Origin of the sequence: Psychrobacter halodurans (assembly GCF_017498075.1) — a bacterium.
Classification (GTDB): Bacteria; Pseudomonadota; Gammaproteobacteria; order Pseudomonadales; family Moraxellaceae; genus Psychrobacter; species Psychrobacter celer.
This window is the reverse complement of sequence record NZ_JAGBKN010000025.1, coordinates 18683-34185: the sequence shown is the minus strand read 5'-3', so window position 1 is coordinate 34185 and position 15503 is coordinate 18683. Positions and strand designations below refer to the sequence as shown.

At 47.1% G+C, this 15503-nt stretch carries 10 protein-coding genes, 4 tRNA genes and 1 pseudogene; 5 read left to right on the top strand and 10 right to left on the bottom strand.

Features of this window, described 5'->3' with window-relative positions:
- The 10 genes and pseudogenes from J3491_RS10185 to J3491_RS10140 form a co-directional block, all read right to left on the bottom strand.
- Positions 1–74, bottom strand: a pseudogene (locus J3491_RS10185) (hypothetical protein); the annotation flags it as partial.
- A gap of 504 nt (positions 75–578) precedes the next feature.
- Positions 579–653, bottom strand: a tRNA-Thr gene (locus J3491_RS10180).
- A 116-nt stretch (positions 654–769) separates the two neighbouring features.
- Positions 770–843 (bottom strand) — tRNA-Gly (locus tag J3491_RS10175).
- A gap of 80 nt (positions 844–923) precedes the next feature.
- Positions 924–1007 (bottom strand) — tRNA-Tyr (locus J3491_RS10170).
- A gap of 67 nt (positions 1008–1074) precedes the next feature.
- Positions 1075–1150, bottom strand: a tRNA-Thr gene (locus J3491_RS10165).
- Positions 1151–1342: 192 nt separating this feature from the next.
- A complete protein-coding gene (locus tag J3491_RS10160) occupies positions 1343–2839 on the bottom strand; it encodes an anthranilate synthase component I family protein (RefSeq protein WP_207970120.1) in 1497 nt (498 codons plus the stop codon).
- 251 nt (positions 2840–3090) lie between these two features.
- The gene (locus tag J3491_RS10155; protein ID WP_243456333.1) at positions 3091–3999 is read right to left on the bottom strand and encodes an FHA domain-containing protein; all 909 of its coding nucleotides are present in this window, start codon (positions 3997–3999) and stop codon (positions 3091–3093) included.
- A 103-nt stretch (positions 4000–4102) separates the two neighbouring features.
- A complete protein-coding gene (locus tag J3491_RS10150) occupies positions 4103–4990 on the bottom strand; it encodes an RsiV family protein (protein WP_207970119.1) in 888 nt (295 codons plus the stop codon).
- A gap of 381 nt (positions 4991–5371) precedes the next feature.
- The gene (locus J3491_RS10145; protein WP_075102055.1) at positions 5372–6967 is read right to left on the bottom strand and encodes a peptide chain release factor 3; all 1596 of its coding nucleotides are present in this window, start codon (positions 6965–6967) and stop codon (positions 5372–5374) included.
- A 187-nt stretch (positions 6968–7154) separates the two neighbouring features.
- Entirely contained in the window at positions 7155–8057 is a 903-nt protein-coding gene (locus J3491_RS10140; protein ID WP_207970118.1) for a hypothetical protein, read from the bottom strand.
- Between the two features lie 378 nt (positions 8058–8435).
- Between J3491_RS10140 and J3491_RS10135 the strand changes: the two genes are divergently transcribed.
- The 5 genes from J3491_RS10135 (at position 8436) to J3491_RS10115 (ending at position 15483) form a co-directional block, all read left to right on the top strand.
- On the top strand, positions 8436–8849 hold the full coding sequence (locus tag J3491_RS10135) for an organic hydroperoxide resistance protein (protein WP_105244849.1): 414 nt from the start codon (positions 8436–8438) through the stop codon (positions 8847–8849).
- Positions 8850–9260: 411 nt separating this feature from the next.
- On the top strand, positions 9261–12215 hold the full coding sequence (gene polA, locus J3491_RS10130; protein WP_207970117.1) for a DNA polymerase I: 2955 nt from the start codon (positions 9261–9263) through the stop codon (positions 12213–12215).
- 302 nt (positions 12216–12517) lie between these two features.
- Positions 12518–13684 carry a hypothetical protein gene (locus J3491_RS10125; RefSeq protein ID WP_207970116.1) on the top strand — a complete coding sequence of 389 codons (1167 nt, stop codon included), beginning with the start codon at positions 12518–12520 and terminating at the stop codon, positions 13682–13684.
- Positions 13685–13945: 261 nt separating this feature from the next.
- Positions 13946–14488 carry a hypothetical protein gene (locus J3491_RS10120; RefSeq protein ID WP_207970115.1) on the top strand — a complete coding sequence of 181 codons (543 nt, stop codon included), beginning with the start codon at positions 13946–13948 and terminating at the stop codon, positions 14486–14488.
- 206 nt (positions 14489–14694) lie between these two features.
- Positions 14695–15483, top strand: coding sequence for an SDR family NAD(P)-dependent oxidoreductase (locus tag J3491_RS10115; RefSeq protein WP_207970114.1), 789 nt, complete (start codon positions 14695–14697; stop codon positions 15481–15483).
- The last annotated feature ends 20 nt before the right edge of the window (positions 15484–15503 follow it).

Sequence of the window (15503 nt, the reverse complement as noted above, 5' to 3'; positions counted from 1 at the left end):
TTACCGTGGTCAACGTGTCCGATGGTGCCGACGTTGACGTGTGGCTTGTTGCGTTCAAACTTGGCCTTTGCCATGGGTAATTCCTCTTTTTTTGGTGAATCTTTATCAATAAAAGATCAGTGAATAGCTGTTTGACGGCTTTTGATGCATATTCAACCATCAAACCGTTGACGCTATGGCTTAACTACCAAAACGACCTTGCTTAACGTGTTATCGCAAACACAAGACTTTTCATTTGCTTATAAACAAGGTACGTTTCAATGCTTTATTCAAACTTACTTTTGATCACGCTTATATGCTTGACTATTATACTTGCTTTTTGCGCGATTGCCCATCTTCCACGGTATCGCGATATGGCGGTTAGGTTACGATATCTTACGAGTCCCTAACCAATCTGCCAGCTGAAGTTTTACTGCTTTGTTAACCAATTGACAGCACTAAAAGGCAACACCTCAGTGTCACCTTTAAATTATAATCTGCCACACTAATTTTATAGTTTTCAATATTCTATAATTTCGATATCGACGTAAAGCTGTGTATTAAAGCTCAAAGCAAACACAAAAGGCTAAAACAATAAATGGAGCTCATATCGAGAATTGAACTCGAGACCTCTCCCTTACCAAGGGAGTGCTCTACCGCTGAGCTATATGAGCATATTTTTAATAACTACAGCAGAAATCTGTAGATTTACTAAAAAAAATATCACGATGCAGCGATAATAGCTGACTGTCGTGATGTATTATTGATAGTCTTTGCGATGGTGTATAAATGGAGCGGGTGGCGGGAATCGAACCCGCGTCATTAGCTTGGAAGGCTAAGGTGTTACCATTATACCACACCCGCAATTACTCTTGTTTTGGCTGACTCTAATAGAGAGTCTATCATAATAAGAGCTTGCTTGGCGCTATGACAAACTTAAAATATGGTGGTGGGAGAAGGATTCGAACCTTCGAAGCTTTCGCGACAGATTTACAGTCTGTTGGGTTTGACCGCTCCCCAATCCCACCTTAGGGTGCTTTGAACAAAAATGACTTTAAAACAAGGCAATTTTATAAAAAGCGACTTTGAAAGAGATGGTGCCGACTGCCGGGATCGAACTGGCGACCTACTGATTACAAGTCAGTTGCTCTACCAACTGAGCTAAGTCGGCTTGTTCTCTCAAAGTGGTGGCTATTCTATCAAATATTTTGAGAGACGCAAGTCCTTTTTTATTTTTTTTGCGATTAATTTCACATTAATTGTCAAGCGGTTGATTATGTTACTGTTTTTTTTGGCCATAAAGCCGCTTTTATCGCAGTCATAGCATTTGTGCTTGTTTTACCGTTCGCTGCAAGCCTAGCCGTTAGCGAATACGTAATCCATTACAGGCCATTTTCACGGCTTTTATCAGTATTTGGGCTTTTTGGTTGGTCTCCTCCCACATCGCGTCTGCAGTAGCACCGTCATTTACATTTGCGCCTACTTGGATATGTATCTTGCCGCGGCGCATCACTGCTGTGCGCACCGCTATCGCGGTGTCCATATTGCCATGCCAGCCCAAATAACCAACGCAGCCGCCAAAGACGCTACGACGCACCAGCTCAATTTCAGCGAGGATTTGCATCGCGCGGATTTTGGGTGCACCTGACAGTGAGCCTGCAGGAAAAGTGGCACACAGTACATCGAGCGCATCTTTGTCAGCAGCTATCGCGCCTTCAACATGAGAGGCCATCTGCATCACTTGCGAATAACGCTCGACAGCCATTTTTTGGCTGACCTCAACGCTGCCATCTTCACAGACGCGGCTAAGCTCATCACGTGCTAAGTCAACGAGCTTGCAGTGCTCGGCGACCGCTTGCTGGTCAGCGAGCAGCGCCGCCTCAAGTGCTAAATCGTTGGCGGCATCTTGGCCACGTTTGCGCGTGCCAGCCAGCGGACGCACGCTGATACGGCCATTCTCTACGCGAGATAGCATCTCAGGAGAGGCGCCGATGATATCAAAACGTTTGTGATCATCTAACGTGTAGCCATGCACTAAAAACAAATACGGCGATGGGTTTAAAAATCGCAGCGCACGATACACTGCCAGCGAGTTGCCTTTATAATCCGCGGTCAGGCGCTGGGCTGGTACCACTTGCTGCACATCCCCTGCCATAATGTAGTCTTTAATTTTATTGACATCCGCACTGTATTTATCCATGCCAGTATGCGATTTGAACTTAGGTGTGGGCATGATAGGGGCGTACAAGCTTGGCATCTCTGTCAGCTTGTCTTCTATTTTTTCTAGCTCGCGAATGGCATGGCTATAGCCGTCATCGCTTCTGCAGTCAGCATAGACGATGATAGATAGGGTGTTTTCTAGCCTATCAAAGACTATCACATTCATCGATAGCATGAGCCACATATCAGGCATGGTCATTGGGTTGGGCGCTTCACACTCCCCCATACTCGGCTCGATCACCCGTACCATATCGTAGCCGAAGTACCCAACCAGACCACCGCTAAAGCTCGGCAGGGCCGGCATGTCTGTTGAAGTTGGCATTTGATACTCTGCCATCAGGGTACGAATATACTCAAATGGTTGGTCTATCATCTCCACGTCGATATGATCATTTTTTTTGACCGTCATCACCCCATCTATATATTGCACGATCAGATCACCACCCAGACCAATCATCGAATACCGTGCCCAACGCTCACCGCCTGCCACCGACTCAAACAAGTAGGCCGAACCGCTCAAATCACGTACTTTGGAAAACACCGAGACTGGCGTTTGGGCATCCATCAAGCGTTTTTTGATCAGTGGCGCATGGCTAAAACCACGGTCTTGAAAAGCTTGATATTCTTCAAAGGTCATCATAATGAAACTCTCTTAGCAAACGATTGGCAAAAGATAAGCACAGTAAAAAACGATAGTCACAATACAAATGCAAGATAGCGTCAACACTCTACTGAATGTTGACGCTATAAAAATGGCAGATTGGTGGCTTATTTTATTATCAGTGGCGTAGTAAGGATAACTGGTAGCCGCTAATTATATCAAAGCTCGCTGGGGTTATAGCGGCCCAAACGGACTGGCCAGTACTATATCAAAATTAAGCACCATTAAAGTTAAGCACCGCCCATATTAAACAACCATAACGCCAACCCGATAATCAAAATTGCGATAAACACCCATACAAACCAGCCGCCGCTGGGCTTTTTCTCTACTTGGCCGGCATTGGCAGGATTATTGATGGCTTGCTCCATGGCATTATTGCCTTCGGTACCAAGGTCGCGCTCCTGACCGAGATTGGCAGTCCCAGAAAACTGAGCGGTCGCCGCTTGCTTGGCGCGCAGTACCTCAGGATCCGCTTCTTCTTGTAGCGCAGTTTTGGTGGTTTTGTCATGCTCGTCAAGCAATGCTTCATCGGCGGTCTTATCTGCTGTAGTGGACGCTTTATGAGCCACTGGCTGTTCTGTGACAGGCTCTATAGCAGGCTCTGTGATGGCCTCTTCTTTGATATCCGTAGGTGCAGACTGCGTCACCGGTGTGTCGTTGACCGGCTCTGTCTGCTCAGCCGCCGATAACACCTCATCGATACCCGTTTCTTTGATGACGGGCGCTGCTGGGGTGCTCGCTGCGGCCATTTTGTCAGTTGATGCTGCTTGCTCTATCGTCTGAGCGGTCTCTTGCGTTCGTACAGGTGCACTGACCTGAAAGCGAAAACTGGCAAATCCCAAGGTGTCTTCTACTTGTAGCGGCGTTGACTTATTGCCTTCCAAGCGCTGATCGTTGACAAACGTACCGTTGGATGAATCCAAGTCTTTTACATAGAGCTGGCCGTCCAATACGCTAAGCACAGCATGATTACGCGAGACTTGCTTGCTACCTAGCACCACGTCATTGTCACTGCCACGGCCAACAGAGAGGCTGTCTGTGACGGTCAATGTCAAATCGCCCAACGCTTCGGTTAGGGCCTTGAGACGCCAACTGTCTGCATCTGCGGTGGTATGTGCATTATCTGTATGGTTCATCATGCTATGACTCCTTACTTTTTATGAAATTTTACATGTAATGTATTCAGGTATCTCTCAGATTTGATCGCTGAACAGGCAAATGTGCCAGACACATCAACTATAACTATTTATTCGACAGGCGCGCTGGCAAAAACTGCGGTTTGATAACCCCCTGAAGCTGGCTATAAGGGATGCTCAGCACTGGCATGCCATAAGCATAAGGCCCGATAGAATAATGCTGATAGCGAATATCAATGCCCTGATCTGTCAACGTGACATTATTACTTAGGGTAAACGGCCAGCTTTTCTCATAGCTGGCAACATCCTCATCGACTGTCTTGACCCACTCTTTATAAGCGCTATAGGCTAAGGCATTAAAGCGAGATTTTTTGTTGGGCTGTAGCATGTCTGCCAGCTGGATTGATTTTTTGGTTTGGTGATCAAATATCAGGTACTCACTATAGGGCATGCCGTGAGCGCCGCCCGTAAAGACGTATGAGTTTATCTCAAACAGCTCAAAATCATTGACGTGACCTAAGTATTCTGGCGTGACCATAAGGCTGTAGACAAACACGCTGTCTGCTGGCACCTCCGCAAACTGTGAGGCCACAAATTCATCAAGCGCTGCCTTGACATCGTCAGGCGTTTTTACCACTCGTGCGCCTGACTCGCTAGATTTGCTATTGACCACCAGCGCATCAATACGGGCGTTGACAACATCATTTATCCAAGCATGGTTGCTTTGTAGATACTGGACCTCTATCGTTGGACAATTGTCACGCTTGGCGCACTTATCTTGTAGCGGTTTTGGTAACTGGTAATCCAGATAGTCACGCTCACTGATTAAGCTGGCAGCAAAGCTCGGCATGGCAAGCGACCCTACCAACACGCCCGTCGCTACTACACGCCACAAACTTACTTGCAAAGGTCTTGCCTGCAAAGGCAGCCGCGCCGCTATCAGCGAGCGAATGCTATGGGCGCAAGTTACGATAGAACCAGACACGGTGTTCATATAGCCTCTTTTTATACCTATTATTTTTATCTATCAAGCTTTGAAGATATCAGCTTTTACAGTGTCAGCTTTTAAAACATCCTAAAACTCAAGCTATCTAAAATAGCAGTATTCAAAACCAAGCTGCCAAAGCGCTCTGCTTCTCGGCAGGCTTTTATTAATGACATCTTATAAACTGACACGCTACTTGATATTTTATCGTAACCATACCGATATATTGTAGGAACACTGTTTGTGTTTTTGAGGTGTTAGCGCATGACCTGTGTGCTATGTCAGCCCGTTAGGTCAGAGGCAAATAAATAAAAAAGACACGAAAGTCGTGCCTTTTTATGATTGTCAGTCGTACCGCTTTAGATGGCAAGCGCGGTACGACAGCGTGTATTAGTGCTCGCGGGTATTACTAAACGTCACCTCTGGATAGCGGTCTTGCATGAGCTGCAAATTTACTCGTGATGGCGCTAAATAGGTCAAATAACCACCGCCATCTATCGATAGCTGATCATGGGCTTTTTTCTTAAACTTCGCCAGCGCCGCTTCATCATCACAATGAATCCAGCGTACCGTCGCGATAGAGACAGGCTCAAAGATACATTGTACCTTGTATTCTTCTTTCAGACGATGGGCCACCACCTCAAACTGCAGGACACCGACCGCGCCCAAAATCAAATCGTTATTGATCTGCGGCATAAATACCTGCGTAGCACCTTCCTCGCTCAGCTGCTGTAGGCCTTTTTGTAGCGCTTTGGATTTGAGCGGATCTTTCAATACCACGCGGCGAAACAGCTCAGGAGCAAAATGCGGAATCCCCGTAAAGTTCAACTCCTCGCCTTCGGTGAAGCTATCACCGATAGAGATCGTCCCGTGGTTATGAAGACCGATAATATCACCCGGATAGGCTTCTTCTAACGCCTCACGGTCGCCCGCTAAAAAGGTTAAGGCGTCAGCAATCCGCACGTCTTTCCCTAGGCGCACGTGCTTCATTTTCATGCCTTTTTCATACTTACCTGAGCAGACCCGCAAAAACGCGATACGGTCACGGTGGCGCGGGTCCATATTGGCCTGAATTTTAAAGACAAAACCACTAAACGCCGTTTCGGTCGCAGCCACTTCGCGCTCATGCGTCGGGTGCGCTTTGGGCGGCGGCGCATACTTCACCAAAGTATCAAGTACCATATTGACACCAAAGTTGCCCAGCGCGGTACCAAACAACACAGGGGTCATCTCGCCTTTTAAAAACGCTGCAACATCGAAGTCTTCGAGCGCCATTTGTACCAGCTCAAGCGACTCCTCAAAAGCATCAAACATCAGCTTGCCCAAACGCTCACGGATATCAGGATAATCATAGCCTTCGCGGGTTTCTGCCACGCTCATATCACCGCCATGGCCTTTTTCGTACAGATAGGTTTTGTTTTCGGCCAGATGATAGACCCCAACAAAATCTTGTCCCATACCGATCGGCCAAGTAACAGGAATGCATTTAATTTTTAAAACGTCTTCGATTTCACTGAGCAGCTCAAGCGGCTCGCGAATCTGACGATCAAGCTTGTTGACAAATGAGATGATGGGGGTGTCGCGCATACGGCAGACTTCCATCAGCTTGATGGTACGCTCTTCGACACCCTTAGCACCATCGACCATCATCAGCGCGCTGTCTACGGCGGTCAGAGTACGATAAGTATCTTCTGAGAAGTCGGCGTGACCTGGGGTGTCTAGTAGATTGACCATATGGTCTTTGTAAGGAAACTGCATGACGGAGGTGGTGATAGAGATACCACGCTCTTGCTCCATGCTCATCCAGTCAGAGGTCGCATGACGATCGGTTTTGCGGCCTTTGACCTCACCCACTACCTGAATGGCTTGCCCCCACAGGAGCAGCTTTTCGGTCATGGTGGTCTTACCCGCATCAGGGTGCGAGATAATGGCGAAGGTGCGGCGCTTGGCAACTTCTTGATTTAGTTTTTTTGGGTCTACGCTCATAATGTTCGGCTTCAGCAGTTGGGTCATTTAGAGATTAGTCTAAATAAATAGGGTAAATATGAGCGTATTGTAACGGATTTAGCGCCAGACTGCAGAATTAGCGCATAAAAAACACGCTCTATGATAGCCCAATAGAGCGTGCGACCTTGGAGGTTACGATGTTTTTGGCCTAAATTATGGGCTTTTTTTAATAATAGCGTTTGATTTCTTGCTCTAAAAAGTCAGCCGCTACGTCATTGACCAACGTGCAATCGACTACGCCGCTCAAAGGATCATTATTTGAGTCATTAACCCCACTCGCCACATGCTCAGCATTATACACCCGACCTTTATATTCTACACCGTTATAAGTCGCAACGATTTGCTGGTCATCATTATAAGCTTGCACGCTTGCTAAAGGGTATTGTTTATTAAACCCAAGGCTGGTTCTAGTGATCTTCTTGCTGTAGCCGTCACCAATTTGATTTTCAATAAACTCTATCCACGAGTCGATATTTTTATAACCTGTTATACCCTTTTCATTAAAATAGACAAACTCACGTTCACTATTTGTCATAGGTGTAAAGCATTGTGCGTTCTTAGGAAAAGAAACTTTACTGCTTATTCTCGAATAATTATATAAGTCTGTTAGTACGCCAGCTCGCTTACCTGTGACTTTATCCACACTGTAACTGTCCGCTCTGACACCATATAAATCATATTCTTTATAATCAATAGTAAACATTGATTTATTATTACTGTTTTTCTGGTAAATAGGACGACTAACTATATTACCATCAACACTAATGTCTTTATCGGCTATGGTACCTTCAAATCTATTGGCTAACACTATCGAGCTCTCTAAGTTATCGACGTCAGGCTGGGCAATACCAACAATATTGATTGGCTGTACCTGACGTTCGCCATTTCGGTAAGTTGTATCGATACGCGTAATCGCATTTGACTGACTCTCAAAACTACTCACTGTGAGGTTATTATTCCCCGAACCATACACACCATCGTCTTCGCCGCAGCCAGCCATCGTCAGCGCCAACACAGACAATACGCTGGGAATCACCATCCGTTTTTTTATAGAGTTGCTCATTAACATTAAGTAGTATCCTTGTCATGGTCAGGTCGATTGCCATTTGTTGTCATCTATACTGAGGATCAAACAGCGATGTTGATGTGATTAGTTTACCTCAATACCCTCATTATTTATATATCAACGCTGTTTTGTTATGCGCACACTGTTTGTATATTTACAAACTTTTTATATATGTTTACGCCTGACCCATTGTGCGCATCAAATAGCTTGCTACCATGGATAAAAACAATACGAGCTTACCAGCCTTTATTCGACGCTCGCACCTACAATCGTATTTATATAAGTCTTTAATACATAAGTTCCTAAATCAATTTTAATACAATAGTCTCTAAATCAATAAAGCTCACCACGAGCGACAAAACCAACAACAAAGGATGTGTTATGAAAACGTTATACTCTACTAAAGCTACAACCACCGGCGGCCGTGCAGGCTCAGCCAGTCTCGCTGATAGCGATCTGAGTATCAATATGGTACCGCCCGGCTCTGGCAAAGACGGCAATAACCCAGAGCAGCTATTTGCTATGGGTTACAGCGCATGTTTTGATGGCGCATTAGGCGCGGTCAAACAAATGGAAAAAGCCAAATTTGACTCAACCACCGAAGTAGAAGTTGATCTGATGCAAGGCGAAGGGCACGACTATAAGCTGGCGGCAAAAATCCACGTGATTGGCAAAAACACTGAGCTATCTGCTGATGAGTTCCAAAAGCTGGTCGAAAAAGCCCACCAAGTCTGCCCATATTCAAAAGCCACGCGCGGCAATATCGACGTCGAGGTGACATCAGAGGTTCAATAAGTTCTCGGCTACTCTACTGTATAGCCGATGCACTCTAAAAAGAATATAGCGCTACTGGGATGCTATTTTTAAACGTAGGTTGCGCAGCCTCTGGGAACGCAGCACGCAAGTAAAATTTATACCAGTAGCGCGTTTAAACTTATATAACAGTTTTATTTTCAGTTGATTATAGTGTCACGAAGTATAAAAAGAACGCAGCGAGTCTGGGTTCTTTTTTATTGTCTGGCACTTTTGTTTGTACGCATCTTGTACACATCGCGACTTTTATTGGCTCGTCTTATTCGTTTGTCATTCATTCGGCAAGAAGGTATTTTATCGTTATAATGAGGGTAACTTTTTACCTAATGCTTGTTTTTATCCCATATTTTATTATCCAATACCTGCTGCCAAATACTTGATAAGTGACCCTCTATGACTGACAACGACCACAACTCCCACTCGCCCATCAATCCAAACACGCTGCCAAACTTTGCCTGTATGCCCAACGTCGCAACGATGGACACCAGTCATGTGGATAAAGAGCAACCGCCTTTTATCTTGGTCGACGGCTCTTACTACCTGTTTCGTACTTATCACGCCTTGCCAAAAACCATGCAAAACTCGCAAGGCCTCATCACCAACGCCATACGTGGTACGTTAAATGCGCTATTAAAACTGATGCGCCGCTATCACCCCACCCATATGGCGGTGTGTTTTGATACCAAATCACCGACCTTTCGCCATGCGATGTCTGAAGAGTACAAAGCCAATCGCCCCAAAATGGATGTAGAGCTGGCTGAGCAGATTCCCTATATTCATCGCTTGGTTGCCGCGCTTGGGATTCCACTACTGCGTATCGAGGGCGCAGAAGCCGACGACATCATCGGTACGCTGGCCTATCGCGCCGTCGCTGAAGGTCATCACGTGGTCATCTCGACAGGTGACAAAGACATGATGCAGCTGATTAATGACTGCGTGATACTAGAAGACAGTTTTACGGGCAAAATTACTGATGGCGCAGGCGTGGTCGAAAAATTCGGGATTGAGCCGCATCAGATGATCGATTTTTTGACGTTGATGGGCGACTCATCAGATGGCATCAAAGGCGTACCGGGCATCGGCAAAAAAACCGCCAAAGATTTGCTCAATAAATACGGTAATATCGAGGCCATGCTGGCCAATGTCGCCGATATCAAAGGCCGTGCTGGCAAAAATCTGGTCGAGTATGCCGATGACATTCCGTTCAACGCGCAGCTGGCCACTATCGTCACCGATTTAGAGATTGGCCAAGACTGGACCGATCTAAAAATCAATACCGACCCGTGCGCCCATATCGATGAGTTACGCGCTCTGTACACAGAGCTTGAGTTTCGAAACGAGCTGGCCTCGCTTGATCATCCAAACCACCCTGCCAATGGCTCACAAAGCGTGGCGCACGCTCAGGCCGATAGTGAATCACAAGCGCAAATCGCTAAATCCTTACAGTCAAGCACTACCGACAATATCACCGATAGCAAAAGTCGCGATAGCGCATGGCATACGATTTTAGACGCACCTGCCTTTGATAGCTTGGTCAAACGACTAGAAGCCGCGCCGCACTTCGTCATCGATACCGAGACCACCAGCGTCTATTGGCGACAAGCCGAAATCGTCGGCCTGTCTTTTGCACTGCAAGCACACGAAGCCTACTATGTACCGCTGACTCATCGTTTAGAAGGGGATGAGCTGAGCGCCAAGCAGCTGGATCGCGATACGGTATTGGCGCGTTTAAAGCCTATCTTAGAAAACCCAAATATCGGTAAAATCGGCCAGCACCTCAAATACGACGCTCATGTGCTAAGTCATTATGATATCGACTTGATCGGCGCGATTCACGCCAGCCCCAACAACTGGGCGATGGATACCATGCTGGCAAGCTACGTCATCAATGCCGCCATCACTCGCCACGGTATGGATGATCTGGCACGCCACTATCTACAGACGCAAACGATCAGCTTTGAAGATGTCGCCGGTAAAGGCGCCAAACAAGTCACCTTTGATCAGGTGGCCATCGATATCGCCAGCGACTATGCTTGTGAAGATGCCGATATCACTTATCAGCTGTTTGATATCTTTCATAAAAAACTGTCTGATGACGAAAATAATGCCAAACTGCTGCACGAGTTAGAGATTCCAACGGCCGAGATACTGTGCCAAATGGAAGCAAACGGTATCTTAATCAAGCGCTCGTTTTTAAATGAGCTATCAGAGCGGTTTGATGAAGAAATCATCGCTTTAGAAAAACGCGCTTATGAAATTGCTGGAGAAGAATTTAACCTTGGCTCGCCGAAGCAGCTGGGTGAGATGCTGTTTGATAAGCTGGGCATCCCTGGCGGCAAAAAAACCAAGTCAGGCCAATACTCGACTGGCGAAGCGATACTGTCAAAGATTGATCACCCATTAGTCGAGATTGTCCTTGAGTATCGCGGACTATCTAAGCTTAAAAGCACCTACACCGATGCACTGGCCAATGTGGCAGACGCCAAGAGCGACCGCGTACATACCAGCTATCATCAGGCATTGACCAGTACCGGACGACTCTCATCGACGGATCCTAACTTACAAAACATCCCAATTCGCACCGCCACCGGCCGCTTGATTCGCCAAGCCTTTATCGCGCCAGCAGGTCGCGTTATCTTGGCGGCGGATTACTCACAGATTGAGCTGCGTCTGATGGCGCATTTCTCAGGCGACAAAAACTTGACGCAAGCCTTTAACGAAGGTCTGGACATTCACGCGGCCACCGCAGCAGAAGTGCTAGGTAAAGAAGTCGCTGAGGTAACTGCGACCGAGCGCCGCAACGCCAAAGCCATTAACTTTGGTCTGCTCTACGGCATGAGCGCCTTTGGCCTTGCCAAACAGCTACAGATGAGCCGCGGTGAAGCGCAAGAATATATCGACATGTATTTTGAGCGCTATCCTGGTGTCAAAGACTATATGATCAACACGCGTGCCAGCGCTTATGAGCAAGGCTACGTCGAGACGATACTGGGCCGTAAGCTCTACACGCCCGATATCACTCATAGCAACCGCATGGTCAAGCAAGGCGCTGAGCGAGCCGCGATCAACGCTCCACTACAAGGCTCTGCCGCTGATATCATCAAGCTTGCCATGATTGCTGTCGATAAGGTATTGCCCAAAGATCAAGGCAAAATGCTGCTGCAAGTCCATGATGAGTTGGTATTTGAAGTTGATAGCGATAAGGTCGATGAAATTAGTCAGCTTATCACCGATGCGATGCAAGATGTGTTAACGACCACTGCGGCTGAAAAAGGCTGGCAAGTCGACTTTGCCGTACCATTGCTGGTAGAAACAGATAGCGGCGCTAATTGGGACGAGGCACATTAATCGCCCAAAGAAGATATCGCAGCAGCTACGATAAATACTATCGAATTAGGGCGTGCTACTGTACTCATTTTATGGCGGATTGACTATAGCACCTATTACCATTGACCCATAAAAGGGCTGAGCGACCTGCTTGGCCTCTTTGTGATTTGTTATTTGCTATCTTTTATTTGTCAGAATAGTTATCGCCGCCCTATAACCACATATCGATGCGCGCGACCGCATACGCCTTGTCAACTGTTGGGAAATCGGTCAATATGGCATGATTATTTTTCAATTTTGCCTACAGGCGACTATCTGCCATCATGAAACCCTCAATCCTTACCACACCGACTCGTCATACTTTGACTTATGCTGCTTTAGCTGCGCTGAGTCTGTGCACGCCAGCGTTGGCGGATCATAGCGCCGCCATACCGGCAAAACATCAAAACACCGCCCACCCTTCATCCAGTCCTCAGATCGGTGATGTCAATACAACAGACACAGCCTATCAACAGCTGGGCTATCAAGCACGCTCACCACTTGCCGCGCCGCAGTCCTTTGACTCCTCAGCACAATGGGGCTGGGCCGATGAGCGGCGACAAGACGCAAAAGCGCAGCTAGACGAATGGGCGCACGAAATGGACGGGTGGTTTGGTGAGCCTGACCCAAAAGCGCCTGCTACCGCGAGCCTACGGCTGGTACTAGACACGCGCTGGGCAAATGACCCACTATCAGGCAGTGATGTGAGCGTCGAGCCTCGGGTTCGTGGACGTCTACGCTTACCGGTCTTAGAGCGCCGCCTAAGCTTGATTATCGGCGATGAAGACTTGGATGACGATGATTTTTTACGACAAAGCTCGACAGGAGCGGCTTATCAAGCCGGTACCGAAAGCTCTGATAGATTAATCAATAGTAAAAAGACTCGTGAAGACAACGCCTCTATTGCGCTGCGCTGGTCACGCTTCAACGATGAGATCGAGGAGCAATTGGGCGTCAAAACAGATGTCGATGTCGGCGTACGCTCACTTGATGATCTGTATGTCAAAGTCAGTGTCGATCGAGACTGGTACCAAAATGAAAAGCTACAAGTAACCACCGATAGCTTTTATCGTTATGGCCTCGATAGCGAACACTACGCCAAAGGCGGACTTACCTTGCGGTATGGCGCTGATCCAGCACGCTTTCTTAACAACCGTACTGCCGTGCGCTACCGCAATCAGGATAGCAGGGAGGACACCGACTGGAGCCATGATCTAAGACAAGTCCATCAGCTCGGTGAGGAAAAGCAGCTGGCCTATGGTATCTCGACCAGTGGTTATTTTGATAAAAACAAATCACTGCTCAATAGCTATGGCCCAGCCATCACCTACCGTCAGCCGATTTGGCGGGAGTGGCTCTACGTGCAGACAGAGCTAAACTATTATAATGACAAAACAGAACACAAAGACCACTACCCATCAGCACTATTACGCATGGAGGCACTGTTTTAGTCCGCGATAGCCCTTTATTGTCTCGCTTGGCAGCCGGCATAAGACAAATAGTATGTTGCTACCTGTGAAACGGTGTTGACTATTTTGTAAATATTAACAATCCCTTATGACCAATTAGTTATGTTTCATAATGCCATTTATGGATAATCAAGCGTATAATAACGCTGTATCTCTATTTTATATCTTTGTTTTTATATTACTTGTGATTGGAAGTGAGCCTTAGCGCTCGCTTTTTTTATTGCAAAATCTGGAGTCCTTATTTTGATTACAGATGGTCTTATCGAAGCCCCTGGCATTATTATATTGTTTGCTTGCTGGATACGCTGTCTCCAGTACTTTCGGCGCAGTCATAGCAAAAAAACTGAAGCGTTTTGGTTGGCGGCAGTGCTGGTGTTTTTTGCGGTCATACGCCGCGAGCTAAACTACTTACCCGATCTTTTTATTCCAGCTGATTTTTTGTTGCTGAGCCAGCCCTATGACTGGTGGGAAGATTGTGTGTTAACCGTCGTCTACCTGATGATTGTTGGGCTGCTGGCTTACTCATGGCGCTATCTTTTGGCAGTATTAAAGCGTGTACCCATATCGTTATATTTGACGGTAGCGGTACTGGCACTACTAGAATACATGGGCGAAAACATGATTGGCATACCTGAAACCCTTGGCCTGGTGATCGAGGAGCTGTCAGAGACCGCCGTCTATGCCATTGCCTTGATATACTTATGGCGCTTTACGTTAAGCGACTATGACTGTCCCTCAGCGCGCGCAGATCTATCGCACTCTCACGCGGTGTCGCATTCAGCATAGATATCTGATATAACCTCGGCCACAGCCGCCGTGCCCGCGCCGCCTATCAATACTTGCCGCCAGATTTGCTATACTGGATCAACGCCCGAGCGCACATATCTCTGATATCCACTTGCTCTCGACTTATCCATTACTGCTAGGGCGTGTCCTCATTTTGATAAGGGTAATAAAAATGAGGACACACCCAAATCACCGAGTCACTTATTATGAATATCTTAATCACTGGCGCCTCACGCGGTATCGGTCTGGCCACCGCAAAAAAACTGGCAGAAAAAGGCCACAACGTCGGCCTGTTTGCGACCAATACGGCCACGCTTGAGGATGCCATCGGCGACAAAGCCTTTAAAAAAGCGCTGAAAAAAAACCGTGTCATTATCGGCAAATTAGATGTCACCCAGCCTGAGCTATGGGACGACGCCATCACACAAATGATTGATCATTTTGGTAGTATCGATGCGCTAATCAACAACGCAGGCGTGTTGGTCAGTGGCACTTTGCCGACGACTGATTTGCAAAAGCAGCTGGCCTTAGTCGATGTCAATTGTAAAGGCGTGCTTATCGGCTGTCATAAGCTTGCGCCTTATTTGGCGGATAGCACCAATGGTAAAATCGTCAATGTCTCCTCGGCCTCGGCCATCTACGGCCAGCCCGAGGTTGCGGCGTACTCTGCCAGCAAGTTTTTTGTCCGTGGACTTACCGAAGGGCTAAATATCGAGTATGACCGCCTTGGTATCAAGGTCATTGATGTCATGCCGCTGTGGGTAAAATCAGACATGACAGAGGATCTTAGTGTCACCAGTATTGAGCGCTTGGGCATCAATCTAAACGTCAATGACGTGGCAAAGACTCTGTGCAAACTGACCACCCGCCCCAATCGTAAACTCAAAAGCACGCACTACTCGGTCGGCATGCCAGCCAAAGTTTTTCAGACCCTCTCACAAGTCACGCCTGATCCTGTGATCCGCTGGGTAAATACCAAAGTGGGTGCCAAATAAAGCGCAGGCCATTTACCCAC